Here is a 25,780-nt window from a genome sequence, read left to right as displayed (position 1 = left end):
TTCTTGCCCCGATGCGGTATACCCAACCTTCGTAGTGTCTGCTTAACTTCGGCTTAACTGGTTAGGCAGCTTATTAGTTTTGGTTTTATTACAGCATTGCTATTCGACACCTTGATAGGGGGCAGATGATGAATCACTGGACCAACGCGTTTATGACAGCGCTGCTGGTGGGCGGCATGGCGGTGGCGGGGATGGCCAGTGCCGAAGGCGACCCAGAAGCCGGGGCCGGGAAGGTCGCTGTCTGTGCGGCCTGCCACGGCATGGACGGCAAGGCTACCGCCGATATCTATCCGAGTCTTTCCGGCCAGTCCGCCACCTATCTCGAGATGTCCCTTAAGGCCTACCGGGCCGGGGAGCGGGGTGGCGGCATGTCTGCCGTGATGACTCCCCAGGCCACCAATCTGAGCGATCAGGACATTGCCGACATTGCGGCCTACTACAGCCAGCAGTAGTCGTTGAACCTTGGCGATATACAGAGAGCGGTGCGATCGGTCGGCTAAGGCCGTTGGCAGAGGCCGTGGATGAGGAGAGTGTTATGGGGATGTGGAAGCTCAAGCGGCGCGATTTCCTGAAGGGGCTGGGGCTTACGGGGACCGCCGGCGCCATGCTCAGCGGCAACGTCTGGGCGCTCAATCGCCTGGAGCCCGTCGGCGATACCCTAGCCAGCGAGTACCCCTACCGCAGCTGGGAGGATCTTTATCGCAATGAATGGAGCTGGGACAGCGTGGGTCACGCCGCCCACTGCATCAACTGCATGGGCAACTGCGCCTGGAACGTCTATGTGAAGGACGGCATCGTCATTCGCGAGGAGCAGATCGCCAAGTACCCCCAGGTCAACCCCAACGTGCCCGACGCCAACCCGCGTGGCTGCCAGAAGGGGGCGATCCACTCCACGGCCATGTATGAGGCCGACCGCCTGCGCTTCCCGCTGAAGCGGGCCGGCGAGCGCGGCGAGGGCAAGTGGCAGCGCATCTCCTGGGACCAGGCCACCGAAGAGATCGCCGACAAGATCATCGATATCTTCGAGAAGTACGGCCCCGGCAAGCTCAAGACCCACCAGGGGTCGGGCAACCAGACCATGGTGCGCCAGGCCGGCCCGCAGCGCTTCGCCTCCCTGGTGGGCGGCATCCAGCTGGACGGCTTCACCGTGGTGGGGGACCTGCTCACCGGTGCCCACCTCACCTACGGCACGCCCCTGGAGAGCTTCACCTCGGACGCCTGGTTCGACGCCGACTACATCATGCTGGCGATGATCAACCCCAACGCCACCCGCATCCCCGATGCCCACTACATCTGGGAGGCCAAGTACAACGGGGCGCGGATCACCAGCTCGTCGCCGGACTTCAACCCCAGCGCCATCCATACCGACCTCTGGATGCCGATCAACCAGGGCACCGACCCTTTCCTTGCGATGTCGATGGTCAACGTCATCATCGAGGAGAAGCTCTACAAGCCGGCGTTCATGAAGGAGCAGTCCGACCTGCCGATCCTGGTGCGCCTGGACAACGGCCGCATGCTGCGCGAGGCGGACCTGGTGGAGGGCGGCAGCGACGAGGTCTTTTACCACTGGGACCTGAACGGCGGCGGGGCGGTGAAGGCCAGGGGCTCCATGGGCAGCGATGACAAGACCCTGGCGCTGAACGGCATCGATCCGGCCCTGGAGGGCGAGTTCGAGGTCGAGGGCATCGCCGTCACCACGGTGTTCGAGCAGGTCAAGCGGGAGGCGGCCAAGTTCACCCCCGAGGCCACCTTCGAGACCACCAATATCCATCCCGATGTGGTGCGCCAGGAGGCGCGCCATCTGGCCAAGGCGCGCAAGGCGATCGTGATGCTGGGCTACATCACCTCCAGCTACTCCAACTGCCTCTACACCTGCTGGGGCTATGCGCTGGCGCTGGCGCTGACCGGCCACGGCGGCCGCACCGGCGGCCTGGATACTTCCTGGATCTCCTGGAACCACCCCCGCTGGACCGAGCTTGCCACCTTCGAGGGCAAGAAGTCGGCCCGCTACGAGCCGGGCGGCCTGGGCGAGTTCCTGCGCGGTGGCATGATGGCAGGCGCCCGGGAGCACTTCGACAACGCCAAGCTCAAGGAGCGCGTCGGCTTCGACCTGGACGAGATGGAGGAGATGATCCAGGAGTCCATTGACGAGGGGTGGATGCCCTACTACGGCGAGATCAAGGGGATGATCTCGATCGCCGACAATACCTTCCGCCGCAACAAGTTTGCCGACCGCTACCGCGACGAGCACCTGCGCCAGGCCAGCGAGCTCTACGTCAACATCAACGCGCGCATGGACTCCACCGCCGAGTGGGCCGATTACGTGCTGCCGGCGGCCAGCCACTACGAGGCCTGGGACCTGCGTACCCAGGGCTATCACCGCTTCTGCAACATCTTCACCCAGTCGGTTCCGCCGGTGGGCGAGTCCAGGCCCGACTGGGACATCATGGTGCTGCTGACCAAGAAGATTCAGGAGCGCGCCATCGCCCGGGGCATCGGGCCCATCCAGGATGGCGAGGTGACCCGGGACCTGCACACCATCCACGACGATTTCACCCGCAACGGCCAGTTCAACACCGACCTGGACGTGGCGCGCTACATCGTGGAGAACTCTCCCGAGTTCGGCGACATCACCCTGGAGGAGGCGGCGGAGCGCGGCTTCATCGTCATGAACGAGCATGCCGGCATCAACCAGCCGCTGCCCAAGGATGAGCCCTACAACCCCTTCGTGGCCCAGACCGAGGGCAAGCAGCCCTACGAGACCCTGACCGGGCGCCTCACCTTCTACTGCGACCACCCGCGCTTCATGAAGCTGGACTCCACCGTGCCTACGGCACGGCTCTATGCGGGGCCGGCGGCGTCCAAGTATCCGCTGCACTTCTACTCGCCCCATACCCGCTGGGGGATCCACTCCAACTGGCGCAGCAACAAGCACATGCTGCGACTTCAGCGGGGTGAGCCCAACATCTACATCAACCCCCAGCTGGCCGAGGAGCGGGGCATCAAGGATGGCGACCGAGTGCGGCTGTTCAACTCCACCGGCGAGTTCTTCGCCCAGGCGAAGTTCTACCCCAGCATTCCGGTGCACTCGATCATGATGGAGCACGGCTGGGAGCCGCATCAGTACATCCACCGCAAGCCCATGAACAACTCCATGGCCACCTTCCTTCAGCCGCTGGAGCTGGTAGGGGGCTGGGGGCATCTGGGCTTCCGATACGCCTTGTGGAACGCCAACCAGCTGCTGCACGAGTCGAGCTTCGACATCGAGCTTGCCAAGGCCGAAGACATCGCCGACCCGCGGGCTGTTTAATAGGAGATTGCCATGGCTGTCAAACGCCAACTCAGCATGGTGCTGGACCTGAACAAGTGTATCGGCTGCCACACCTGCACCACGGCCTGCAAGTTGATGTGGACCAACCGCAACGGTCGCGAATTCATGTACTGGAACAACGTGGAGAGCCAGCCGGGGCGTGGCTATCCGCGCGACTACCAGCAGATGGGCGGCGGCTTCGATGCCGACGGCGCCCTGCGCCTGGGTCGCCAGCCCAGCCAGGAGGACTACGGCATTCCCTGGGAGTACAACTATCAGGAAGCGCTGATGACCGGGACCGACCCCTGGCTGCGCCCCCATGTAAAGCCCACCTGGGGGGCCAACTGGGACGAGGACCAGGGGGAGGGCGACTACCCCAACAGCTACTACTTCTATCTGCCGCGTCTCTGCAACCACTGCAGTAACCCCGCCTGCCTGGCCGCCTGCTCGCGCAACGCCATCTACAAGCGTCAGGAAGACGGCATCGTGCTGGTGGACCAGGAGCGTTGCCGGGGCTACCGCTACTGCGTCAACGCCTGCCCCTACAAGAAGGTCTACTTCAACGAGCAGATCTCCAAGTCCGAGAAGTGCATCTTCTGCTATCCGCGCATCGAGAAGGGGCTGCCCACGGCCTGTGCACAGCAGTGCGTCGGCCGGATCCGCTGGATCGGCTACCTGGACGATGAAGAGGGGCCCATTCACCTGCTGGTGAACAAGTACAAGGTGGCGCTGCCGCTGCATGCGGAGTGGGGCACCCAGCCCAACGTCTTCTACGTGCCCCCCATGTCGCCCTCCAAGTTCGCCTCCGATGGCCGGGCCCTGGACGAGCAGCGGATTCCGCTGGAGTACCTGGAGAGCCTGTTCGGTCCGCGCACCGGCGAGGTGCTCGAGACCCTGGAGCGGGAGCGCCAGGCCAAGGCCGAAGGCCGCGACAGCGAGCTGATGGATACCCTGATCGGCTTCAACCACGCCGAGATGTTCAAGCTCAGCTGAGACCGGGAGAGACGCTATGACCGTGACCGCAGCCCCTGCGACGAACGAGAGGGACAGCCTGGCGGCGAGGGAGACGATCTACCGCCTGGCCGCGGCACTGTTCGGCTATCCGCTGGCCGAGACCCAGCAGGCGCTGGAGGAGGGTCGCGTTGCGGCGGCCCTGGCCCCCGCCTGGCGGACCCTGACCGGCGAGCCCTGGCCGGCGCTGCCGCCGAGCGAAGATCTCACCGCGCTGCAGGTGGGCTATACCGCGACCTTCCTCCAGGGGAAGCGCGGCAGCCCGCGGGTGCCGCTGGTGGCCAGCGCCCACGAGGCGCTGCTCGAGGGTCAGACGCCGGGCAACTACCTGCTCAACGTGAAGGCCTTCTATCGCCACTTCGGGCTGCAGGCCGCCCAGGGCGACGAGGGCCATGCGGAGGAGCCCGACCACCTGGTGGCCATGCTCGAGTTCTGCACCCTGCTCTGTCACCTGGAGCGTGAGGCCCTGAGCGGCGGGCGTGATCCGGGGCCCTATCGGCGCGCCCAGCGGGACTTCATCGCCCGCTACCTGGGGCCGCTGCTGGGGGCCATCAGGGAGCGCTTCGCCGGCGCCCGGGGCCAGGGTCTCGACCCGACCCTGGCGCGGCTGATCGAGGTGCTGCCCGAGTGGACGGCCGATCAGCAGGCGGCACTCTCCGCCCAGGTGGGGCCTTCGCCGCAGGCCGGCGAAGCCGGTGCCGATTCCAATGCCGATTCGCGCTCGCTGTGGGATTGACCACGCGGCGCCCCTGGGGGCTCGCTGCCCCCTTGTGAGGAGACTTGTCATGACACTGCGACCCATGCTGCGCAGCTCCCTGGCCCTGGGGCTGGCCTTCGCCGCCACCTCCGCCTGGGCCGAGCACCCCGAAGCCAACCCTAACGTGGCCGAGGTGAAGCCTGGCGACACCGTCGAGCTGGTGCGCCTCCCCGAGCAGATCTTCCTGCGCAGCCAGAATGACCCGGATGACATCATCTGGAACCGCGTGCCGCTCTACCGCACCCATCTGCTGCCGGCGCCGCCGGTGCATGAGTCGGTGAAGCTGCGCTTCGATGACGGCGCCACCCGCGGCAAGCATCTCTACTTCCAGGTGGCACGCACCAGCGAGCGCTTCTATGTGCGCCTGCGTTGGAAGGACGAGAGCGAGGATCGGGCCAACACGGTGGATGTCTTCAGCGACGGCGCCGCCATCCAGTTTGCCCTGAACGGCCAGGATACCTCCTACATGATGGGCACCGGCCCGGAGAAGCCCGTCAATATCTGGTACTGGCGGGCCGATCTGGCCGAGGTGGAGAACCTCGCTGCCGGGGGCTTCGGCAGCACCACCCTGCTGCCCGAGCAGGACGTTTCCGGCGCCGGCGCCTATATGGAGCGGGAGATTGCCCAGGACAGCGAGTGGCAGGTGGTGATGTCCCGCCCCCTGGAGGTCGAGGGCGACTACCAGATCCGCTTCGACGGGGAGCCGGTGCCGGTCTCCTTCGCCGTCTGGCAGGGCAGCGACCACGAGCGCGACGGCAACAAGCGCATCACCTATACCTGGATTCTGCTGGATACCGGCAGCGACGACTGACGCCGCCCGGATGGCAGAGGAGTGAACAGCAATGTCGGTTTCCCATTTCCCCCCCCGCGACTCTGGCCCTCGGCGTGATGCCGGGGCGGCACCCGACCCCCTGGCGCTTGCGCCCGAGGACTGCGGCCGCGGCCACGCCTGCCAGTTCTGCCCGGAGGAGCCGAGCTGCCGCCTGGAGAAGGGGCACCACGAGAAGCGCCTGCTGGAGACACGCCTGGGGCAGATCGGCCAGATCATCATGGTGATGGCCAACAAGGGGGGCGTGGGCAAGAGCACGGTGTCCGCCAACGTGGCCGCCGGGCTCGCCGCCCGCGGCTATCGTGTGGGGGTGGCCGATGCGGATATTCACGGGCCCAACCAGAGCCGCTTCTTCGGCTTCGTCGGCGAGCGCGTGCGCCTCGCCAAGCACGGCCTGACGCCGCGGGAGTTCTCGGCACCGGGGCTCGACCACCCCGTGAAGGTCGGCTCCCTGGCCTTCATGATGGAGAGCGACGATGCGCCCATCGTCTGGCGCGACGCCTACAAGCACGACTTCATGCACCACCTGGTGGGCTCCTTCGACTGGGGCACCCAGGACTTCCTGGTGGTCGATATGCCGCCGGGGACCGGCAACGAGCTGATCACCCTGGCCGACCTGCTCGAGGGGCACGACGTAGCCGCGCTGCTGGCGACCACCCCCCAGGAGGTGGCGCTGATGGACAGCCTCAAGGCGGTGCGCTTCTGCCAGGAGCGGGGGCTGCCCCTGCTCGGGGTGGTGGAGAACATGGCCGGTGTCACCTGCCCCCACTGCGGCGGCGATTTCCACCTCTTCCCGCGAGCCCACCTGGCCGAGGCGCTGGAGAGGGCGGGGGTCGCCTCGCTGGCCCAGATCCCGCTGTCACCCGCCCTGGCGAGCGGCTCCGATGCCGGGCGCCCCATCGTGATCGACGCCCCCGACAGCCCCGAGGCCCGCGCCTTCCAGCCGGCGGTGGACGCCTGCATCGCCCGGGCCAGCGAGAGCTTCGCGGCCGCTGCCGCCGGCTCCCTGCAGGCCATGCATCAGGAGGCCCAGGCCTCGCCGGAGCTCGAGGAGGCGCTGGCCGCCGTACCCGCCGAGCAGCGCGAAGCCCTGCGCGCGGAGCTAGCCGAGCTGCTCGGCAGTGCGTCGCTGCCCCCCTCGGAGCCGGAGCGCTAACCGCCCACCGCTGCTATCTCTCTTTTTTGCAAGGACCTCACGCCATGACCCAGGCCGCCAATGCCGACCGCCGCCGCTTCTTTCGCCAGTTGCTCGACACCGCCAGCGCCCAGGCGCCCCAGCGTGCCCCCTGGCGCCGGGTGCCGGAGGTGGGGGCCGGCGACGGCGATGTGCTTTGGTCGGGCTGGGCCGGCGATGGCGAGGTGTTCGTGGTGGGCGACGAGGGCATGATCCTGCGCTACACCGGTGCCGCCGATGATTCGGGCCGGCAGTGGGAGCGCATGGCGGTGCCCGGCAACCTGCCGCTGCACAGCCTCTGGGGCCCTCGCGCCGATGCACTGATCGCCGTGGGCTGGATGGGCTGCGTGTTGCATTTCGACGGCCGCGAGTGGCACCAGCGCCGCGGTGGTGTGGTGGACGAGAATGGCCGCTTTGCCGCCTGTGCCGAAAACACGCCGCTGTTTGCCATCGACGGCAACGCCGACGGCCAGGCCTGGGCGGTGGGCGACGACGGCATGATCCTGCACTTCGACGGCAGCGACTGGGCTCAGGAGACCTCTCCGACCCGCATCAACCTGCGCGCGGTGGCCTGCGCCCCCAACGGCACCGTCTACGCCGCCGGCGGCGAGGGCACGGTGCTCAAGCGCGACCTGGATGGCCGCTGGGTCTCCCTGAAGTGCCCCCTGGGCTCCGGCTTCCAGGCGATGCTGCTGCTCGGCGATGATGAGCTGCTGCTGGCCGGCGGGCGCTACTTCGTCGACCAGGGGGGCTTTCGTGGCGAGCTGGTGCGCTACCGGGAGGGCCAGTTTCAGGCGCTGACCTTCAGTACGCCGATGCCGCGGCTGCGCGCGGTGAAGGCGTACAAGGACGGAGTGCTGATTGTCGGCGACCAGGGGCATCTCTACTACCTGAAGGAGCTGCGCCTTGAGCGCCTGGAGAGCAACAGCATTCACGACCTGATGGATGTCGTGGCGCTGCCCACCGGTGAAGCCCTGGCCGTGGGCGACTTCGGCACCATCATGACTGCCGCTGCTGACTTCACCGCCGCCCTGGCCCCGCCCCCCGATGCGCCCGCACCCAGCCCGTGGGCGGCCATGGCGTCGCCCACTGACCGTCAGCTCTGGGGCGTCCACGAGGCGGCCGACGGCACCTGCTATGCCTGCGGCGAGGCGGGCACCGTGCTGGTGCTGGAGGAGGGGCGTTGGCAGGCGCTGCCGGCGCCCAGCGAGCTGGCCGTGCACTGCGTCTGGGACAGCGGCCAGGGGCTCTTCGCTGCCGGCCAGCAGGGGCGCATCTACCGCTACGACGGCAGCCGCTGGCAGCTCCACTTCGACCTGCATCTGGACCTGACCATCCTGGCAATGTGGGGCAGCGCGCCCGACTCAATCTTTGCGGTGGGCGATGAGGGGCTCATCCTGCACTTCGACGGCCTCGGCTGGAAACGCATGCCCAGCGGCACCCAGTCGGCGCTCTACGGCCTGTGGGGCTGGGACAGCTGCCACCTCCTGGCGGTGGGGGATTTCGGCCTGGTGCTGCGCTACAATGGTCAGGAGTGGGCGGAGTTCAACGTCGGCACGGAGAACTTCCTCTACGGCGTCTGGGGGCCGGCCCTGGATGACATCTACACGGTCGGACTCTCCGGTACCCTGGCCCACTTCGACGGCAGCCGTTGGCAGCTGCAGCCCACTCGGCTTCGCGACGACCTGCTGAGCGTCTCCGGCACCGCTCCCGGCCGCGCCTATGCCGTGGGAACCCGCGGCTGCCTGCTGCGCCTGGAGGGCGACCAGTGGATCACCGAGTCCGGCGTTACCGACCGCGGGCTACGGGCGGTATGCGCCACCCGGGATGGTCGTGTCTATGCGGTGGGCGATCGCGGCATTATTTTAAGGCAGCGAGGGTAGCGCTGTGAGACGGTCTTCGATATCAAGACCCGGCACTAGGTTCTAATCAGACCGACCAGAACAACCTGCGCTTTGTCACCATCACCTTGACCGGGGTGGGGGCAGCCTCAATAATATCGTTACACCCCGTTGGTTGCTGACGGTCATCACGCAACGCCCTTTGAGCGCCAACGCTCATTCCCCCGAAGTATTCGCACCTCGCGAGACGAATACGCCCCAGCCCGCCTTTGCGGCTCACACTGCATCATCAACAGTCGGGGTTCGAGGTTCCTTAGTCCTAGGCCAGCTTGGTTGGTTGGCCACCTGTCTCATACGACGACCGGCCTGCCAGCTACCTTGATCCAGGGTCGCAGGCAGGCCGGTTGACGTTTCCACGTCGGAAATGCCTGCCCTTCTGCGGAGCCCACCGCATCACCAACGGGAGCCCTTTGTACAGGGATCTGTGCTTGATCGACCGAATGCGTCCGCGAAAAGATTCGGGTGCCACCGTGAGCGAAGCATGGCAACGAGGGACATGCCTTGGCTCCAGTTGCATGGCGGACATCCTGGTGCTTGTCGGTACGGCGACGACCCTGTTGATGCCCTCTATGGTCTTCAATCCCAAGACGTGGTGTGCCGCGTCTTGCGAGTGGGGATATTGAGGAAGTGCTGCGGATGTGACGGGCAGCCTCCCAGTGGGCAAGTGCCGCCGCTGGCGGCCCGGTGGTCTCGACCGGCTCCAACCGAGACACCCCGGCACCCGGGCGTTTCAAGGGTGCGCCGCTTGGCGGTACGCCACCTCCCAAGGCCTCGCGCATCCCGAGACGAGGCCGCCCATCAGGGCTGGATGCCACTGTTACCACCCATTCGGGGAGATGCCTCCCCAGGGGGGCGGACCCCTGGAACCTGGAGGAATGCCCCATGGCTACTATTGTCGACGACCGTGTCATGGTCTGTGTCGACTGCCTGATGATCATCGCCAATGACGATGCCACCGGGCTGGATCACTTCCTGGATGAGGAGAGCGCTGCCGCTCGCGAGCGGGAAGTGCGTGACGCCATCGCCGCCACGCAGCGCGACGGGAACACCCTCGTCGTCGGCGATAGCGAGCAAGACGACGCGTTCTCGATGTCGTCCTGCGACTGCTGCCACACCAACCTGGCGGGCGCTCGGCACCATTGCGTGCTGATAGGCTGAGCCAGCGTCTGAATCCACCTCTTGCCCACCCGGGAAGCCACTCGACTTCCCGCAGGGGGCGAGTGTCTCCCGGGCGCAGACTGAACTCACCGAGGAGACACACCATGACGGTCACCACTCATCAGGGTGCCACCACTGGCTTCTTCGATCTTCATATCACCGGCCTTGGCTACCTCAACCGAATCCGGGAGGTAAAGCCGAAGCGCGGAGACGCATTCTGGGCATGCGATATCGCGGCCCTGAATGGCCCCGCAGACGATGTGGGCTACACCCGCTTCGACTGCCGGATCAGCGGCCGTGAGGCCGAAATGCTCGTTAAGCGCTGTCGTCAGGCGGTCTACCAGGGCCGCAAGGTGCTGGTGGGCTTCAAGCTGGGCGACCTCTGGACGGACACCTTCGTCTACTCCAAGGGAGACAAGGCCGGCCAGACCGGCGTCAGTCTCAAGGCGCGCCTGCTGTTCATCAGCTGGATCAAGGTGAATGGCGAGATGGTTTACCAGGCGCCCCGCCGTAACGAGGAGGGTGCCGGTAACGACAGATCCGCTGCCTCAGCGGAGCAGCCTGAGTCCGGCAATGGCTACGCCGCTGCCCTCTCGGGAGAAGCGGCCGGCTCCTTCGATTCGCCGGCCATGCACTGATCCACAGCGTTTCGATCAACCCCACCCTGGCAGGGAATGACCCCGCCACGTCATGCCCCGGCAGTGACGATCGCCAACCCGTGAAGAACGTCCCACCCGGGGCGTTTTTCCTTTCCCCGCCTGATTACACTTTCCAATCGACCCGCCCCCGCAAACCCGAGAACCTCCTGCCTCAACGCCATTGAATGGACTCCCTTGAGGCAATGCATGCTCAACCTTTCCACCCTCTCGACCGCTGCTCTGATCGCCACCACGCTGCTTACGGGCTGTGCGCATCAGCCGCCACAGACTCCCGAACCCTCGAACGCCGATCCTCTGGTGCTCTCGCTGCCCTACTTCGACGTAGACGGCGAGCGGCATCGGGCCGTGGTCACCGGCTCCAATCCGCCGACGACCGAGGCCGTGACCCCGGACATCTACAGCGACGAGCTGCCCTCCGTCGAGGTGATTCGCACCGGGCGTTACCAGCTGGTGGCCACTCAGGCCTCGCTGGGTCAGCGCTACCTCCTGGAGCAGACCATCGACGTGCGCATTCCGGCATCCATGACCACCACCGTGGAGGATGCGCTGCATCACACCCTGCGCCATACCGGCTATTCGCTCTGCCCCGCGCCTGGTCCCGCCCAGCGCACCCTCTATCGCAAGCCGCTGCCGGCGGCCCATTACCGGTTGGGCCCCATGCCGCTGCGCGAAGCCCTCCAGGTGCTGGGGGGTGACGCCTGGGAGCTGGAGGTCGACCCCGTCGCCAGAGAGGTCTGCTACAAGGTGCGGGATATCCGCTATGTGCCGGACGGCGACGACAGTCGCGACGAGAGCGCTGGAGCAGTGGCGGAGGTGAGCGATGAGTGAGCCCACCGAGCTAACGCCCGACCACAAGCCGACGGAGTCGCAGCGTCGCCGCAAGCGCGGGGCAGGGAAGGGCAGCAGGAAGGCCCTCTACGGCCTGCTGGCGGTCAGCCTGGCCGGCGCCGTGGTGTCAGGGGCGCTGCTGTTGAGGCCGGTGCCCGAGGAGGTGCCGATGGAATCCCTGGTGCAGTCTCAGGTGCAGCAGGCGGTGGTGCCGCTCGAGGAGAGTCTGGCACGAGTGGAGTCGCAGCAGGCGGCGCTGGAGCAGCGCCTGACGGAGTTGGATCAGCGTCTCGAGCGAGCCGAGCAGCGAGGGCAGGAGCATGCTGCCGGCATCACGGCCGCACAGGCTCAGCTGGAGCAGCTGGATCCGCTCGAGCTCCGCTTGTCCGAGCTGGCCGAGACGCTGAACCGCCTGGATAGCGAGCTCAACCTTCGCGTCACCGCCCAGAACGAGCAGATCCAGACGCTGGAGGAGCGCCTCGAGCAGAGCCGGCAGGCGGCGTCTCGCCCGGCACCTGCCCGCCCGGCGCCGCGGCCAGCGGCCCCGCCTTCGCCCCCGTTCCAGGTCACCGGCGTCGAGTCCCGGGGCGGGCGCCCCTACGTTGGCGTTTCGCCCAACGGCCTGTCGAGCCTGCGCGATATCCGGCTTCTTGGCGTCGGGGATCGCCAGGATGGCTGGGAGCTGACCAGTATCCGCAGCACCCACGCCGTCTTCAGCCGCAACGGCCGCTCGGTCGACGTCCAGATTCCCTGAGCCCACCGGAGATCCTGCGATGACCACCATGACACCTGCTGTGCTTCCCGCGATGGCCGTTGCCGTGGCGCTGCTGGCAAGCCAGGCCGATGCCCAGCCAACCCCGGAGCGCCGCTCCGACGCCTCCGCCGTGATTCAGGAGGCTCAGCGGCTGCTCGAGAGCGAGCGCACCACCACGCGCACGCAGCAAGCCGAGGCCTGGAAACTGACCGAGCTCGACTGGGAGCGCTACGAGACGCTGATGGAGGGGCCACGGGGGACCTGGTCGCCCGACATCGATCCCATCACCGCCCTGGGCGTGGAGGCGCGCAGCGCCGAGGAGCGCCGCCGCTATGCGGAGCTGCTGGTGACAGTGGAGCGCGAGCGCACCGAGCGGGAGCTGGCGTTCCAGCGGGCCTATGACGAGGCCTGGCAGCGCCTCTATCCCGACGAGATGCCGGTGGACGAGTTCACCCTGCGGCCGCGCAACGCCTTTCACTTCACCGACGAGGGGGCGCTGCAGGCGCGGCTGACGGTGTATGTGGCGGTCGAGGCGTGCGAGCGCTGCGACAGCACCGTCAGCGAGCTGATGGCCCAGGGTGCCCAGATGGACATCTTCGTGCTCGACAGCGACGGCGACGACGCGGTGATACGCGACTGGGCGCGCCGCGTGGGCGTGCCGGCGGACCGCGTGCGGGCGCGGGACATCACCCTCAACCACGGCCAGCCGGACCCCGAGCACGGCATCACCATGGGGTCGCTGCCCCAGGTCTATCCGAGGTGAGGAGGGGGCATGAGGCTGACAGCATGCCGACGCTGGGCAATGGGCTGCGCGCTTGCCTGTGGCCTGGCATGGGTGTCGTCTCTGGCCAAGGCGGCCGCGGTGCCGCCAGCCTATTTCGATGCGGCAAGCCTGCATCAGGTCCCACCCGAGGTGCTCTATGCGGTGGCCACTGCCGAATCGGTGGTCAGCCTGAAGGCGGGTCGCCGGCCCTGGCCCTGGACCCTGAACGTGGCAGGGGAGGGCTTCCACTTCGCGACTCGCCGCGCGGCCTGCGACGCCCTGGTGCTGGCCCTCGAGGAGACCCGCGTCGTGGACGTGGGTATCGCCCAGCTCAACGTGCGCTGGCAGCCGCAGCTGTTCGGCGCCGGCAAGCGCTTTCCCCATCCCTGCGATGCCCTGGACCCCTACGCCAACCTGGAGGAGGCGGCCCGCCTGCTACGTGGCCACTTCGAGGCCACCGGCGACTGGGTGCAGGCGGCCGGGCGCTACCACCGTCCCGCCGGCGGGGAGCCGGCGGCCCGCTATCGTCGACTCGTCGCCGCCGAACTCGAGCGGCTGAAAACGTCTCGCCAGCGGCAGCTGGCAGCCAACTAAGGGAGATGCCATCGATGACCTGCTCTGCCCCCTATCGCTGCCCCTACTGCGGGGCACCGGCCTGGCGCGAGCCTCGCGAGATCGAGCCGCCTATCGATTACTGCCACGAAGAGGCCCATGGCTCCCGGGAGGAGTACATGGAGGAGTGCGGTGAGGATGCGCTGGGGGAGGTGCCTGATGCGTGACCGTCGCTGCCGGACGTTACCCGCACTGGTGGGTGGGCTCATTGGGCTGCTTGCCGTGAGTGCTCAGGCGGAGACCATGCCCCAAATGTCCCTGGCAGAGCGGCCTCCCCTGGAGGTGCTCGCCGACCACGGCGGTGAGCCGGCCCGCCCCTACTTCGTCGCCATCGGCATGGCCGACGTGCCGGAGGAGGAGGGCTATGCGCCGGACCCACGTGCGCCGGTGCCGTTCAGCGAGGCGGATATGCTGCCGGTCAGCAGTGAGCGGCTATCGCCCGGCGAGGTGCGCTTTCGCCCGCTGGAGCTGCCGAGCCGCATGACGCCCTTCTTCCTGGTCGGTGACGATGCGCTGTCGCTGCGCTGGCTGGAGGCCCGGGGGGAGACCCTGCGCGAGCTCAAGGCGGTGGGGCTGATCGTCGAGGTGGCCACACCCGAGGGCCTTGAGCGCCTGCGCGAGGTGGCGCCGGGGCTCGAACTACGCCCCACGCAGGGGGACGACCTGGCCCAGCGGCTGGGCCTGGCCCACTACCCGGTGCTGGTGACGTCTCAGGGGCTGGAGCAGTAGGAGCACGCAATGAACCAGACACACCCCCTGGAGGCGCTACTGCGCCCGGCGGTAGAGCTCAACACCGCCCTGGTCTGCCTGGCCTGTGCGGCGCTCTGCATCATGGCGCCCTGGTCGCTGGCCCTGTCGCCCAGCGTGGGCTACGGCATGGCGGCGGGCTTCGCAGCCTTCGGGCTGTGGCGGGCTCGGCAGGCCTGGGTGGTGCTGCGCTACCGTCGCAACATGAAGCGCCTGCCGCGCTTCGCGCTGCGCAGCCGACAGATTCCGGTCAGCCAGCGGCTGCTGTGGATGGGCAAGGGCTTCAAGTGGGAGGCGCGCCACACCCAGCGGCTGCATGAGAGCCAGCAGCCTCATGTTCAGCGCTATCTGCGCCCGGGGCCGACCTACCGCCTGGCCCGGGAGCTGGAGAACCGGCTGGAACGCTACGGCGCCGGCCGGCCGTTGGTGAAGCTGCTCGCCGCGGATGTGCCCTGGAATCCGGTGCGCCCGCTGCCGCCGGTGGGCGGCATGGCGGCACTCCACGCCGTGGAGTGGAAAGAGCGCGACGTCTATCTGCCCCTGGGGGAGCGGGTGGGTCACACCCTGGTTGAGGGCACCACCCGGGTCGGCAAGACCCGGCTCGCCGAGATCCTGATCACACAGGACATCCATCGCGGCGACGTGGTGATCGCCTTCGACCCCAAGGGCGACGCCGACCTGATGATCCGCATGTATGCCGAGGCGCAGCGGGCGGGCCGCGGCGACTCCTTCTACGTCTTCCACCTGGGCTGGCCGGATATCTCGTCACGCTACAACGCCGTGGGCCGCTTCGGACGCATCTCCGAGGTGGCCACCCGGCTCGCCGGTCAGCTCTCCGGGGAGGGCAACAGCGCCGCCTTCCGCGAGTTCGCCTGGCGCTTCGTCAACATCGTGGCCCGGGCCCGTCATGCCCTGGGGCAACGTCCCACCTACGAGCAGATCCTCTCGGACGTGGTGAACATCGACGGCCTGATGATCGAGTACGCCCAGCAGACCCTGACCCGCCACGACCAGCACGCCTGGGAGCGCATCACCACCATCGAAGGCAAGCTCAACGACAAGAACATCCCCCGCCAATTTCAGGGCCGCGACAAGCGGGTGGTGGCCATTGAGCAGTACCTGCAGCAGGTCAAGGTGGTGGACGCCGTGCTCGAGGGGCTGCGCAGCGCAGTGCGCTACGACAAGACCTACTTCGACAAGATCGTGGCGAGCCTGCTGCCGCTGCTGGAGAAGCTGACCACCGGGCGCATCGCCGAGCTGCTCTCGCCGGACTATGACGACATCGAAGACCCGCGGCCGATCATCGACTGGCAGCAGATCATCCGTAAGCGCGGCATCGTCTACGTGGGCCTGGATGCCATGTCTGATTTCGAGGTGGCCCAGGCGGTGGGCAACTCCATGTTCGCCGACCTGGTCTCGGTGGCCGGCCATATCTACAAGCACGGCATCGATGACGGCCTGCCGGCGGTGAATGGGAAGCGCATGGGCAAGGTACCGATCAACCTGCACTGCGACGAGTTCAACGAGCTGATGGGCGACGAGTTCATCCCGCTCATCAACAAGGGGGGCGGCGCCGGCATCCAGGTCACCGCCTACACCCAGACCCTCTCCGACATCGAGGCGCGCATCGGCAACGCCGCCAAGGCCGGCCAGGTGGTGGGCAACTTCAACAACCTGGTGATGCTGCGGGTGCGCGAGGAGAAGACCGCCGAGCTGCTGACCCGGCAGCTGCGCCAGGTCAACGTGGCCACCCGCATGCTGGTCAGCATGGCCTCCGACTCCAGCGACATCGCCAACGATATCGACTTCACCAGCTCCGGTGGCGACCGCATCAGCACCGTGCAGGTGCCGATGATCGAGCCGGCGGACGTGGTGTCGCTGCCCAAGGGGCAGGCCTTCGCCCTGCTCGAGGGTGGCCAGCTCTGGAAGGTGCGCATGCCGCTGCCGCTGCCCGACAGGCACGAAGATATCCCCGGCAGCATCGCCGAGCTCGCCGAGCGCATGAAGCGCGACTACACCACCGGCGAGCAGTGGTGGACCGCGGTGATGCCGGCGCCGGTGAACCTGGAACTGGGGGACCTGGGGGCCGAGCTCCCGATGCGGGCCAGCGGTGACCAGGAGCCGCCGGCTGCGCGTGCAGAAGCTCGAGCTGAGGCGCGGGACAAGGACCAGGCCAGAGCGCGCCGGGAGGGGGAGGAGGCCGAGGATCAGCTGCTCGACGAGTGGCCGCTGGCTCAAGAGAGGGAGAACCGTGATGAACATCGAGACAACGCCCATGATGCCTGATACCGCGGCAACCGCCATCGTCTCCAGTATCGCCCTGGAGAGCGGCTCCCTGAGCGAGCTGCCGCCTGCCCTGTTCGGCCTGCTCGACTACGTGGTCATCGGGATCGATCGCGTCGAGCTGACCCAGCGCGCCTACCGCAAGGGGCTCTCGCCGGTGTGGGAGCAGGGCGAGCACCCCCATGAAGGGCGGCTGATCCTGCACTACCACGACCGCCGCTGGTCGCTGCTCTGCTCGCTGACCCCGGTGAGGGTGCACTGAGATGGCCACGGCAGAGCGCGCCCAGGAAACCCGAAGCGGCTGGCTCTCTACGCTGTTTGGCCTGCCGTTTCAGATCATGGCGGTGCTGGTGGTCTCGCTGCTGATGTCGGTGCTGATCGAGTGGGCGGGGATCTACTGGCAGTGGTGGAGCCAGCCCGGGGCCCAGCACGCCCTGGAGACCCTGGAAGCGGAGGTGGCCCGGCTGGATACCACCTTCACCCGCTCGCTGCTGGTCTCGGACCCGGTCGCCCTGGCGAGGGGCGCGGTCAGCAGCGCCTACGACTGGCTGTTCGTGAGGAGCGGGATAGCGGCCTGGCTCGAGACCAGCGCCCACCACGGGGGCTGGCTCGGTACCCTGCACGTCTACGTGCAGGCGGCGCTCTACGTCACGCTGATGACCCTGACCCGGGTGGTCATCCTGCTGCTGACCTCGCCGCTCTTCGCCCTGGCGGCCCTGGTCGGCTTCGTCGACGGCCTGGTGCGCCGTGACCTGCGCCGCTTCGGGGCGGGGCGCGAGTCCGCCTTTATCTACCACCATGCCAAGCGGGCCATCACGCCTGTCTTCGTGGTGGGCTGGCTGCTCTACCTGAGCGTGCCCTTCGCCATCCACCCCAACGCCTTCCTGCTGCCCTGCGCGGCGCTCTTTGGCCTGCTGGTCAGCATCGCCACGGGCAGCTTCAAGAAGTACCTCTGAGGCCTCACGTCGCGGGCCTTCCGCGGCCTCGCGGTTATCGGCCGGAGCCTGGGCGGGCTCCGGTGCTTGCGTGTCTAGGGTATTGAGCGAGCACAGATAAACGTCGTGTGCGGCGCTTATGGTTTCCTGCTGCGCTGCACCCTGGCGGGCGACAGGATGACGGCAATGCCAGCCAACGGATGGACTGTCTTGCCATGACGCTTCGCCGCCTGCCACGAGCCCTGTCGCCCCTGCTCCTGACGCTGCTGACCGCTCAGTTCGGTACCGCCCATGCCGCCGAGCGCGACGGCGTGCGCGATGAGATCGCCCGCCAGGACCTGGCCCTGATCCAGGACCAGCTGGCCCAGATCCAGCGCATCGTGGATCGGCTCGAGAGCCGCGTCGGCGAGTTCGACCCCCACACCACCCGCGTCTTTCTGGACGTGCCGCGTCTGCGCCTTGACCTCGAGGCGGTGGCCGAGGGGATCGACGACGTGCTCGCACCCCCACGCTTGCCACCCCGGCAGCCGGCGCCGCTCGCCGGCGATTACTTGCGGGAGCGGTACTGATGGAGGCCTTTGCCGCCGGTGCCGGCTTCGAGGCGCCTCCCCTGGGCGTCCTGATTGCCGGGGTGGGCTGCACCGTGGTGCTGCTCTGGGCGTGCTGGAGCGCCATCTCCTCCTACCGAGGCTATGCCAAGGGGCGCGTCAGCGGCGACGACTTCGGCTTTGCCGCCCTGCGCGCCGTCTTCCTGGTCGTGGTGATGTTCTGGATTTTCCTCTGAGGCCTCAGGCCTCGCACTTTCGTCATTCAAAAAGGAGCTCGATATGACTGCCGTGCGTTCACTCTTCTCTCGTGCCTGTACCCGAGGCTTTGCTGCGCTTGCCGCGGCGGGGCTCGTGCCGGCCCAGGCCATGGCGCAGGGGCTGCCCACCATGGAGGCGCCGTCGCGAGGGGAGGGGGAGGGCCTGCTCACCACTCTGCAGAACTACCTGTTCGACTTCGGCGCCCTGGGCGGCCTGATCCTGGCCACGGTGGCCTTCCTGATCGTGGCCATCGCCGCCATCGCCACCTTCAACGAGGCCCGGGTACGCGGTGAGTGGTCGAAGTTCGGCGTGGTGGTCGTGGTCGGGGTGGTGCTGATCATCGCCATCATCTGGCTGGCCACCAAGGCGTCGGAGATCCTCTGATGGCCAACCGTCTCGACTTTCTGCCGACCCGCCTCAACGCCGCACCGGTGGTGTTCCGGGGCATGACCGGGCATGAGGTTGGGATGATGGCCCTGGGCGGCCTGGCCGCGGGCCTGCTGCCGGGCGCGATCGGCGCCTGGCTGCTGGGGGCCATCGCCATGGTGCCCACCGTGGCCTTCGCCTGTGCCGGCATGGCGCTCTACTTCGGTGGCGCCGTCATGCGGCGGCTGCGTCGCGGCCGTCCCGCCGCCTGGCTCTATCGAAGCCTGCAGTTCCGCCTGGCCCGGCAGGGCATCCGCCTGTGGGGCGGCGAGACCCTGATCACCCGCTCCGGCCCCTACTCGCGGCGGCGGATGCGCTACCAGCCGGGAGGACGGCCATGAGTCGCTTTCGTCATGCCCTGAGCGCCCGGGATGCCCATATCACCACCCTGCGCCTGGTCATAGCGGTGCTGGCCCTGCTGAGCGCCGGCCTGTGGTGGGGCTGGAAGTCGGCCCCGGAGAACCTGACCATCCACAATCCGCCCGACCTGCGCTCCGGCAGCACCCGCGCCTGGTGGGAGGTCGACCCGTCGAGCGTCTATGCCTTCGGGTTCTACGTCTGGCAGCAGATCAACCGCTGGCCCGCGGACGGCCAGAGCGACTATCGGCGCAACCTGCAGGCCTACTCGCCCTTTCTCACCCCCTCCTGTCAGCGCCACCTGGACAACGACTACGAGACACGCAACCGCCGTCAGGAGCTCTCCGGGCGCGTGCGCGGCATCTACGAGATCCCCGGGCGCGGCTATCGCGCCAGTGCCGTCGAGGTGCTGAGCCGCGATGCCTGGGTGGTGACCCTGGATATGGCCATCGACGAGCAGTATGCCGGCACGCCGGTGCGCGACCTGTTCATTCGCTATCCGCTGCGCATCGTGCGCGCCGACGTGGACCCCCAGCGCAACCCCTGGGGCCTGCAGGTAGATTGCTTCGAGGGCACCCCGCAGCGCCTGGCGGTGCCCGGCCGCGAGGAGGAAGGAGATCTGCTATGAAGCGCCTGATTCTGGCCTGCCTGGCGAGTGCGATGCTGGCCGGCGACGCCCTGGCGGTGGAGATCATGCACTGGGAGCGCCGCCCCCTGGCGATCCCGCTGCCGGTGGAGGAAGAGCGCATCGTCACCCTGGACCGCAACGTGCGGGTGGGGCTGCCGCCGGCCCTGGCTAACCCCGAGGTGCTGCGCGTCCAGAGCGCCGGGGGCGTGCTTTACCTGAAGGCCTTTGAGGCCTTCGAGACCCAGCGCGTGCGGGTGCAGGACGTGGAGAGCGGGGATGTGCTGCTGCTGGACCTCTCGGCCCTGGAGGGAGCCAGCAGCGAGGAGATCCTGGTGGTGGACAGCCGCGAGGCGTCGCCGGCCAGGGCAAGCGTGTCTCGCACCTCGTCGGGCGCGTCCTCGGGCAGCCGCGGGGCGCAGGCGTCAGAGGCGTCCCAGCCTTCGGCTCAGGCGTCACGCGGTGAGGCGCAGCGGGCCACCGCCACGCCGGTGCCCGTGCTGCTGACCCGACATGCCGCCCAGTCCCTCTATGCGCCGCAGCGGACCATCGAGCCCCTGCGCGGCGTCTCTCGCGTGCCCATGCGGCTGCCCGAGTCGCTTGGCACCCTGCTGCCGTCGCTGCCGGTGACCGCCATGCCCCTGGGCGCCTGGCGGCTCGATGGTTGGACGGTCACCGCGGTGAAGCTCGAGAACAACGATCGGCGGCGCGCCTTCGAGCTCGACCCTCGCTGGCTGCAGGGAGACTTCTACTCCGCGACCTTCATGCACCCCTACCTGGCTCCGCGGGGCTCCGTGGAGGACACCACCACGGTCTTTCTGGTCACCCGGCGCGGCGGCCTGGACAGGGCACTGATCCCGCTGGAGGAGACGGATAAGGCCGAGGAGGGCACCTCATGACCCTGCGCAGCAACACCCTGCTGAAGGTGCTGGTCCCGGCGCTGCTGGTGATCGTGCTGCTGATCGTGGTGCGCGGCCTGAGCGGCGGCGGCGATGCCGGCACGGACGCCGAGACCGGGGAGGCTGACCCGACGCTGACCCTGAGCGATGACGAGCTGCAGGCGCTCGGCATCGAGGGGGATACCCCGCGGGACACCGTGGCCACATTGGTCGGCCACGTGCAGGCCATGCGTCGCGACCTGGAGCAGGCCCAGGCGGAAACCCAGGCGCTGCGCGACCAGAACGAGCGGCTGATGACCCGCAACCAGGACGTGGACGGCGCTATCGACGAGGCGCTGCGCCGTGAGCGCGAACGGCTGCGTCAGGAGATCGACCAGTCTCAGCCGGACAGCTCCATGCTGGGCACCCTGCAGCGTCAGCTGGACCAGCTGCGCCGCCAGGTGGACGGGCAGCGCGACGACGACCTGCCCATCGGTTTGGGCCTGGAGGGCGGCGGCGGCCCGAATGGGACGGCCTACTCGGGCCCCGGTTCTGCGCAGGGGCTGACCTGGGTCGAGCCCCTGGACGCCCAGGAGGACGAGCGTGGGCGCGGCGAGACCACCTTCCCGACTCGCTTCGGTGAGGCCGCCGGTGAGCTGGGCGAAGCGGCCCAGCGCGCTTCCAGTGCGGTGGAGAGCCGGGTGACCGGACGCCCCGATGAAGCCAGCGTAGAGCCCGTCTACACCCTGCCGGAGAACTCCACCCTGATGGGCTCGGTGGCCATGACGGCGCTGCTGGGCCGGGTGCCCATCGATGGCACCGTCAACGACCCCTACCCGTTCAAGGTGGTGATCGGCCGCGAGAATCTCACCGCCAACGGCATCACCCTGCCCGAGGTGGAGAGCGCCATCGTCAGCGGCACCGCCACCGGCGACTGGACGCTCTCCTGCGTGCGCGGCCAGGTCAACTCGATGACCTTCGTCTTCGAGGACGGCACCGTGCGTACCCTGCCGGCCCCGGAGGACGTCAATTCCGGCGACGGCTCCGGCCGCACCACCATCGGCTGGCTCTCCGACCCGCGGGGCCTGCCTTGCATCCCCGGGGAGCGCAAGACCAACGCCCAGCAGTTCCTGCTGACCAGCTTCATCCTCGGCGCCGCCGAGCAGAGCGCCAATGCCGTCGCCATGGGCGAGGTCACCACCAGCGTGGACAGCGGCGGTGTGGTCAGCGGCCTCACCGGCAGCTCCGGCCGCTATGCGGCCAGCCAGGCACTGGCCGGCGGCGTCTCCGACGTGCGCCAGTGGGTGCAGGAGCGCTTCGGCCAGACCTTCGATGCCGTGTACGTGCCGCCCGGCCAGCCGGTGGCCATCCATATCGAGCGTGAGCTGCCCATCGACTACGAGACACAAGGAAGGAGGGTGCGATATGACCGCATGGGCGCGGATGTCCTTGATCTGCCGTAGTGCGGAAAATAGCGCTGCGAGAAGTGCTACAAAAAGCGCCGCCAGGCCGCTGGCAGCGCTGATGATCACCCTGCTGGTGGCGGGCTGCGCCACCTCCCAGGAGGAGCTGATGCCGGTGGGCGATACCACCATGATGGAAATCTGGCAGCACCAGGCCGGCCACAGCACCGGCGAGCGCCGCCTGCTGGACGTGCGCAGCGAGCTGCGTCGGCCCCTGGAGAGCCCAGAGCTGGTCAGCGAGCAGTTGCGCTACAGCCGTGACGCCAGCAACGAGATCTATAGCCAGTTTCGTCGCCTGCCCAACCCGGACCTGGTGATGTACGTCTTCCCTCATCTTGCCGGGTCCGAGCAGGTGCCGGTCCCCGGCTACTCCACGGTGTTTCCCCTCTACCAGCGCACCCAGTACGCCATGCCCGGCGAGAGCGCTCGCCCGACCGCAACGCTTGAGAGCCAGGGTAACGAGGGGAGGGCGCGCTGATGTCCAAGTTCGACGACCTGATGAACCGGCTGTTTGGCAGCGCCCCGGCCAGCGACAGCGATTCGGGTCAGACGCAGGAAACCGTGCTCTCAGACCGGGATGAGAGCCAGCAGGACGAGACGCCAGCGGCCGAGCCGGAGGCGCTGGCCGCGCTCAACAGCGACGTTCACGGCCGGCCGCTGGCCCTGCCGCGAGGCAAGGCGCCTTCCGCGGCCGAGCTGCGCGCGCACTTCCGCCGGGCGCCCTCGTTCAGCAACTACCTGCCCTGGGTGGAGTACCTGCCCGAGTCGGGCTGCTTTCTGCTGGAAGACGGCGTCTCGGTGGGGGTGGTGGCCGAGGTCTTCCCCATCGCCACCGAGGGCCGCGCCCCGGAGTCCCTGGAGGCGATTCGCGACCAGATCGAGGCCGCCTTTCAGGACAGCCTGCCGGAGTATGAGCAGCACCCTTGGGTGGTGCAGCTCTTCGTCAAGGACGAGGTCGACGCCCGCCCTGACCTGGAGCGCATGCGCGACTATGTGCGCCCCCGGGCCCGGGAGACTGAGTTCACCCAAGACTGGCTGGCGAGCATGGGCGCCCACCTCAAGGCCATCTCCAAGCCGGGCGGGCTGTTCCAGGATGACGGGGTGACCCAGACCCGCTGGCGGGGCCAGACCCGTCGCACGCGCCTGGTGCTCTACCGCTGGCTTGGCAAGAAGCGCCAGGCGGGGGAGCGTCAGCGGGGGCTCTCCCCCGAGCAGGCCGCCAATCAGGTCTACGACCGGCTGGCCGCCGCGCTGCACGGTGCGGGTCTGCGTCTTAAGCGCTACGACGGGCGCGCCTTTCACCGCTGGCTGCTGCCGCGCTTCAACCCGCGGCCGCGGCTGGCCCCCGACGACCCGGCGCGCTTCTACGCCCTGTGCGACTACCCCGAGGACGCCCGTGAGGTGGCCTGGAACTACGACCTGGCCGAGGGAATGCTCTTCAACTCGCCCCGGGGCGATGTGGAGACGGGGCTCTGGTGGTTCGATGGGCGGCCCCAGTGCTGCGTGGTGGTGGAGGAGATGCGCCGGGCGCCGGTGGTGGGCCACCTCACCGGCGAGGTGCGCCGCTCCGACGGGCAGGCCAGCAACGCCCTGATGGACAAGCTGCCCGAGGGCACCGAGGCGGTGCTGACCATCGTGGCGACGCCTCAGGAGCCCTTGGAGGACCATATCAACCGCCTGCACAGCAAGGCGGTAGGCGACAGCGTGCTGGCCCGCCAGGTGCGCGAAGACTGCGACACCGCCCGCCGCTACCTGGGCCAGAACCACAAGCTCTACCAGAGCACCCTGGCTTTCTTCCTGATGGGCGAGGACGAGCAGGACCTTCAGCAGCGCAGCATGGCGCTGGCGACTCAGCTGCTGCAGGTCAATCTCTCGCCGGTGGACCCGGAGGACGAAGTCGCAGGCCTGAACACCTACCTGCGCTGGCTGCCGATGAACTTCGACCCGGAGTGGGACCGCAAGAACCGCTGGTACACCCAGTTCAATTACGTCCACCACCTGGCCAACCTGGCGCCGGTGTTCGGGCGCGGCCGCGGGACCGGCCATCCAGGCATGACCTTCTTCAACCGCGGCGGCGAGACCTTCAGCTTCGACCCGCTGAGCCTCGAGGACCGCTCGGCCAACGCCCACATGCTGGTGTTCGGCCCCACCGGTGCCGGCAAGTCGGCCACCCTGAACGGTGTACTGAGCCAGGTCATGGCCATGCATCGCCCGCGGCTCTTCATCATCGAGGTGGGCAACAGCTTCGGGCTGCTGGGCCAGTATTTCGAGCGCAAGGGGATGAGCGTCAACCAGGTCAAGCTCTCGCCGGGCTGCGGGGCCAGGCTGCCGCCGTTCGCGGCGGCCACGCGGCTGCTGGAGAACGAGGTGGAGGAGGGGCGCCTGGCCCGAGACGCCGAGGATGCCAACCCCTTCGAGGAGGCGCCCCTGGAGGAGGACGAGGAGCAGCCCGACGAGGAGCGCGACCTGTTGGGCGAGATGGAGATCACCGCCCGGCTGATGATCACCGGCGGGGATCCCAAGGAGGAGCGGGAGTTTCGCCGCGCCGACCGGCGCATGGTGCGCGACGCCATCTACCGGGCGGCGGAGCGCTGCCGGGCAGAGGGCCGCGACTGCATGACCCAGGACGTCCGCGAGGCGCTCTATGCGATCTCACGCGACGCGGAGATCCCCGAGGAGCGGCAGCGCCGCGCCTACGACATGGGCGAGGCCATGGGGCTGTTCTGCGACGGCTTCGACGGCGAGGTGTTCAACCGCCCCGGCACCGCCTGGCCCGAGTGCGACGTGACCATCATCGACCTGGCCCACTTCGCCCGGGAGGGGTACGAGGCCCAGCTCGCCCTGGCGGTGATCAGCGTGACCAACATGATCACCAACCTGGCCGAGCGCGACCAGTACAGCGGGCGGCCCATCGTCCAGGTCATCGACGAGTGCCACCTGCTCACCGTCAACCCGCTGCTCAGCCCCTACCTGGTCAAGGTGGGCAAGATGGGCCGCAAGCTCTCCCATTGGATCTGGATGGCCACCCAGAACCTCGAGGACTTCCCGGACGCGGCCCGCAAGCTGCTCAACATGATCGAGTTCTGGCTGTGTCTCTACATGCCCCCGGACGAGATCGAGCAGGTCAGCCGCTTCAAGGAGCTCACTGCCACCCAGCGAAAGCTGATGGCCTCGGCCACCAAGGTCTCGAAGAAGTACACCGAGGGGGTGGTGCTGTCAGGCCGCCTGGAAGCGCTGTTCCGGGTGGTGCCGCCCAGCCTCTACCTGGCCTTGGCCGGCACCGAGGGCGAGGAGAAGGCCGAGCGGATGCGGGTGATGCGCGAGCAGGGCTGCTCGGAGCTCGATGCGGTGCTGCATATCACCCAGCTGCTGGACGAGGCCCGGGGTATCGGGTCCGCGACATAGGGGGCGGTTTAGAAATGTTGCTGTAATTGGCCTAATCTTCCACTTGATGTGTTGAAGTTAAACCGCACAGGTTTAAAAAAGACATTCATGCTGGCTGAT

General features: G+C 67.9%; 27 protein-coding genes. All 27 read left to right on the top strand.

What is annotated here, in order from left to right; translation table 11 throughout:
* Positions 1 to 152 precede the first annotated feature (152 nt).
* The 27 genes from ACR80S_RS13750 to ACR80S_RS13620 all read left to right on the top strand — a co-directional run bounded on the left by ACR80S_RS13750 (position 153) and on the right by ACR80S_RS13620 (position 25,681).
* Positions 153 to 452, top strand: coding sequence for a c-type cytochrome (locus ACR80S_RS13750; protein ID WP_435403540.1), 300 nt, complete (start codon positions 153 to 155; stop codon positions 450 to 452).
* An 83-nt stretch (positions 453 to 535) separates the two neighbouring features.
* The gene (clrA, locus tag ACR80S_RS13745) at positions 536 to 3,310 is read left to right on the top strand and encodes a chlorate reductase subunit alpha (RefSeq protein ID WP_435403539.1); all 2,775 of its coding nucleotides are present in this window, start codon (positions 536 to 538) and stop codon (positions 3,308 to 3,310) included.
* A gap of 12 nt (positions 3,311 to 3,322) precedes the next feature.
* Positions 3,323 to 4,303 carry a chlorate reductase subunit beta gene (gene clrB, locus ACR80S_RS13740; RefSeq protein ID WP_435403538.1) on the top strand — a complete coding sequence of 327 codons (981 nt, stop codon included), beginning with the start codon at positions 3,323 to 3,325 and terminating at the stop codon, positions 4,301 to 4,303.
* Between the two features lie 16 nt (positions 4,304 to 4,319).
* Positions 4,320 to 5,057 carry a molecular chaperone TorD family protein gene (locus tag ACR80S_RS13735; protein WP_435403537.1) on the top strand — a complete coding sequence of 246 codons (738 nt, stop codon included), beginning with the start codon at positions 4,320 to 4,322 and terminating at the stop codon, positions 5,055 to 5,057.
* A gap of 49 nt (positions 5,058 to 5,106) precedes the next feature.
* Positions 5,107 to 5,889 (top strand): ethylbenzene dehydrogenase-related protein, encoded by a 783-nt coding sequence (locus tag ACR80S_RS13730; RefSeq protein WP_435403536.1) that lies wholly within the window; start codon positions 5,107 to 5,109, stop codon positions 5,887 to 5,889.
* A 31-nt stretch (positions 5,890 to 5,920) separates the two neighbouring features.
* Complete coding sequence (locus tag ACR80S_RS13725) at positions 5,921 to 7,063, top strand: P-loop NTPase (RefSeq protein ID WP_435403535.1); 1,143 nt, start codon at positions 5,921 to 5,923, stop codon at positions 7,061 to 7,063.
* Between the two features lie 44 nt (positions 7,064 to 7,107).
* Positions 7,108 to 8,964 (top strand): WD40/YVTN/BNR-like repeat-containing protein, encoded by a 1,857-nt coding sequence (locus tag ACR80S_RS13720; RefSeq protein WP_435403534.1) that lies wholly within the window; start codon positions 7,108 to 7,110, stop codon positions 8,962 to 8,964.
* Between the two features lie 900 nt (positions 8,965 to 9,864).
* Positions 9,865 to 10,140 (top strand): hypothetical protein, encoded by a 276-nt coding sequence (locus ACR80S_RS13715; protein ID WP_435403533.1) that lies wholly within the window; start codon positions 9,865 to 9,867, stop codon positions 10,138 to 10,140.
* Positions 10,141 to 10,244: 104 nt separating this feature from the next.
* A complete protein-coding gene (locus ACR80S_RS13710; RefSeq protein ID WP_435403532.1) occupies positions 10,245 to 10,778 on the top strand; it encodes an STY4534 family ICE replication protein in 534 nt (177 codons plus the stop codon).
* Positions 10,779 to 10,985: 207 nt separating this feature from the next.
* Positions 10,986 to 11,627 carry a PFGI-1 class ICE element type IV pilus protein PilL2 gene (gene pilL2, locus ACR80S_RS13705; RefSeq protein WP_435403531.1) on the top strand — a complete coding sequence of 214 codons (642 nt, stop codon included), beginning with the start codon at positions 10,986 to 10,988 and terminating at the stop codon, positions 11,625 to 11,627.
* Positions 11,620 to 12,381, top strand: coding sequence for a hypothetical protein (locus ACR80S_RS13700; RefSeq protein WP_435403530.1), 762 nt, complete (start codon positions 11,620 to 11,622; stop codon positions 12,379 to 12,381). The genes pilL2 and ACR80S_RS13700 overlap by 8 nt, the downstream gene beginning before the upstream one ends.
* Before the next feature lie 19 nt (positions 12,382 to 12,400).
* Positions 12,401 to 13,144, top strand: a complete 744-nt coding sequence (locus ACR80S_RS13695) for a TIGR03759 family integrating conjugative element protein (protein WP_435403529.1) — start codon at positions 12,401 to 12,403, stop codon at positions 13,142 to 13,144.
* Positions 13,145 to 13,153: 9 nt separating this feature from the next.
* Entirely contained in the window at positions 13,154 to 13,738 is a 585-nt protein-coding gene (locus ACR80S_RS13690) for a transglycosylase SLT domain-containing protein (protein WP_435403528.1), read from the top strand.
* A gap of 14 nt (positions 13,739 to 13,752) precedes the next feature.
* Positions 13,753 to 13,923 carry a hypothetical protein gene (locus ACR80S_RS13685; RefSeq protein WP_435403527.1) on the top strand — a complete coding sequence of 57 codons (171 nt, stop codon included), beginning with the start codon at positions 13,753 to 13,755 and terminating at the stop codon, positions 13,921 to 13,923.
* Positions 13,924 to 13,999: 76 nt separating this feature from the next.
* Positions 14,000 to 14,485: an integrating conjugative element protein gene (locus ACR80S_RS13680; protein ID WP_435403526.1), complete on the top strand. Its 486-nt coding sequence runs from the start codon at positions 14,000 to 14,002 to the stop codon at positions 14,483 to 14,485.
* 9 nt (positions 14,486 to 14,494) lie between these two features.
* The gene (gene traD, locus ACR80S_RS13675; protein WP_435403525.1) at positions 14,495 to 16,789 is read left to right on the top strand and encodes a type IV conjugative transfer system coupling protein TraD; all 2,295 of its coding nucleotides are present in this window, start codon (positions 14,495 to 14,497) and stop codon (positions 16,787 to 16,789) included.
* Positions 16,758 to 17,048, top strand: coding sequence for a hypothetical protein (locus tag ACR80S_RS13670; RefSeq protein WP_435403524.1), 291 nt, complete (start codon positions 16,758 to 16,760; stop codon positions 17,046 to 17,048). Before traD ends, ACR80S_RS13670 begins: the two co-directional genes overlap by 32 nt.
* Position 17,049: 1 nt before the next feature.
* Positions 17,050 to 17,742, top strand: coding sequence for a TIGR03747 family integrating conjugative element membrane protein (locus tag ACR80S_RS13665; protein WP_435403523.1), 693 nt, complete (start codon positions 17,050 to 17,052; stop codon positions 17,740 to 17,742).
* Positions 17,743 to 17,936: 194 nt separating this feature from the next.
* Complete coding sequence (locus ACR80S_RS13660; protein WP_435403522.1) at positions 17,937 to 18,290, top strand: integrative conjugative element protein, RAQPRD family; 354 nt, start codon at positions 17,937 to 17,939, stop codon at positions 18,288 to 18,290.
* Positions 18,290 to 18,505, top strand: coding sequence for a TIGR03758 family integrating conjugative element protein (locus ACR80S_RS13655; protein WP_023005028.1), 216 nt, complete (start codon positions 18,290 to 18,292; stop codon positions 18,503 to 18,505). The genes ACR80S_RS13660 and ACR80S_RS13655 overlap by 1 nt, the downstream gene beginning before the upstream one ends.
* 43 nt (positions 18,506 to 18,548) lie before the next feature.
* Entirely contained in the window at positions 18,549 to 18,911 is a 363-nt protein-coding gene (locus tag ACR80S_RS13650) for a TIGR03745 family integrating conjugative element membrane protein (RefSeq protein WP_435403521.1), read from the top strand.
* Positions 18,911 to 19,294 carry a TIGR03750 family conjugal transfer protein gene (locus ACR80S_RS13645; RefSeq protein ID WP_023005030.1) on the top strand — a complete coding sequence of 128 codons (384 nt, stop codon included), beginning with the start codon at positions 18,911 to 18,913 and terminating at the stop codon, positions 19,292 to 19,294. The genes ACR80S_RS13650 and ACR80S_RS13645 overlap by 1 nt, the downstream gene beginning before the upstream one ends.
* Complete coding sequence (locus ACR80S_RS13640) at positions 19,291 to 19,938, top strand: PFL_4703 family integrating conjugative element protein (RefSeq protein WP_435403520.1); 648 nt, start codon at positions 19,291 to 19,293, stop codon at positions 19,936 to 19,938. The genes ACR80S_RS13645 and ACR80S_RS13640 overlap by 4 nt, the downstream gene beginning before the upstream one ends.
* Positions 19,935 to 20,834, top strand: a complete 900-nt coding sequence (locus ACR80S_RS13635; RefSeq protein WP_435403519.1) for a TIGR03749 family integrating conjugative element protein — start codon at positions 19,935 to 19,937, stop codon at positions 20,832 to 20,834. The genes ACR80S_RS13640 and ACR80S_RS13635 overlap by 4 nt, the downstream gene beginning before the upstream one ends.
* Positions 20,831 to 22,276 (top strand): TIGR03752 family integrating conjugative element protein, encoded by a 1,446-nt coding sequence (locus ACR80S_RS13630; protein WP_435403518.1) that lies wholly within the window; start codon positions 20,831 to 20,833, stop codon positions 22,274 to 22,276. Before ACR80S_RS13635 ends, ACR80S_RS13630 begins: the two co-directional genes overlap by 4 nt.
* A 61-nt stretch (positions 22,277 to 22,337) precedes the next feature.
* On the top strand, positions 22,338 to 22,754 hold the full coding sequence (locus tag ACR80S_RS13625; RefSeq protein WP_435403517.1) for a TIGR03751 family conjugal transfer lipoprotein: 417 nt from the start codon (positions 22,338 to 22,340) through the stop codon (positions 22,752 to 22,754).
* Positions 22,754 to 25,681 (top strand): conjugative transfer ATPase, encoded by a 2,928-nt coding sequence (locus ACR80S_RS13620; protein ID WP_435403516.1) that lies wholly within the window; start codon positions 22,754 to 22,756, stop codon positions 25,679 to 25,681. The genes ACR80S_RS13625 and ACR80S_RS13620 overlap by 1 nt, the downstream gene beginning before the upstream one ends.
* The last annotated feature ends 99 nt before the right edge of the window (positions 25,682 to 25,780 follow it).

Origin of the sequence: Halomonas salsilacus (assembly GCF_051216275.1) — a bacterium.
Lineage (GTDB): Bacteria > Pseudomonadota > Gammaproteobacteria > Pseudomonadales > Halomonadaceae > Halomonas.
Note: the sequence above shows the minus strand (reverse complement) of the source record. Positions and strands in the feature narration are given on the sequence as shown.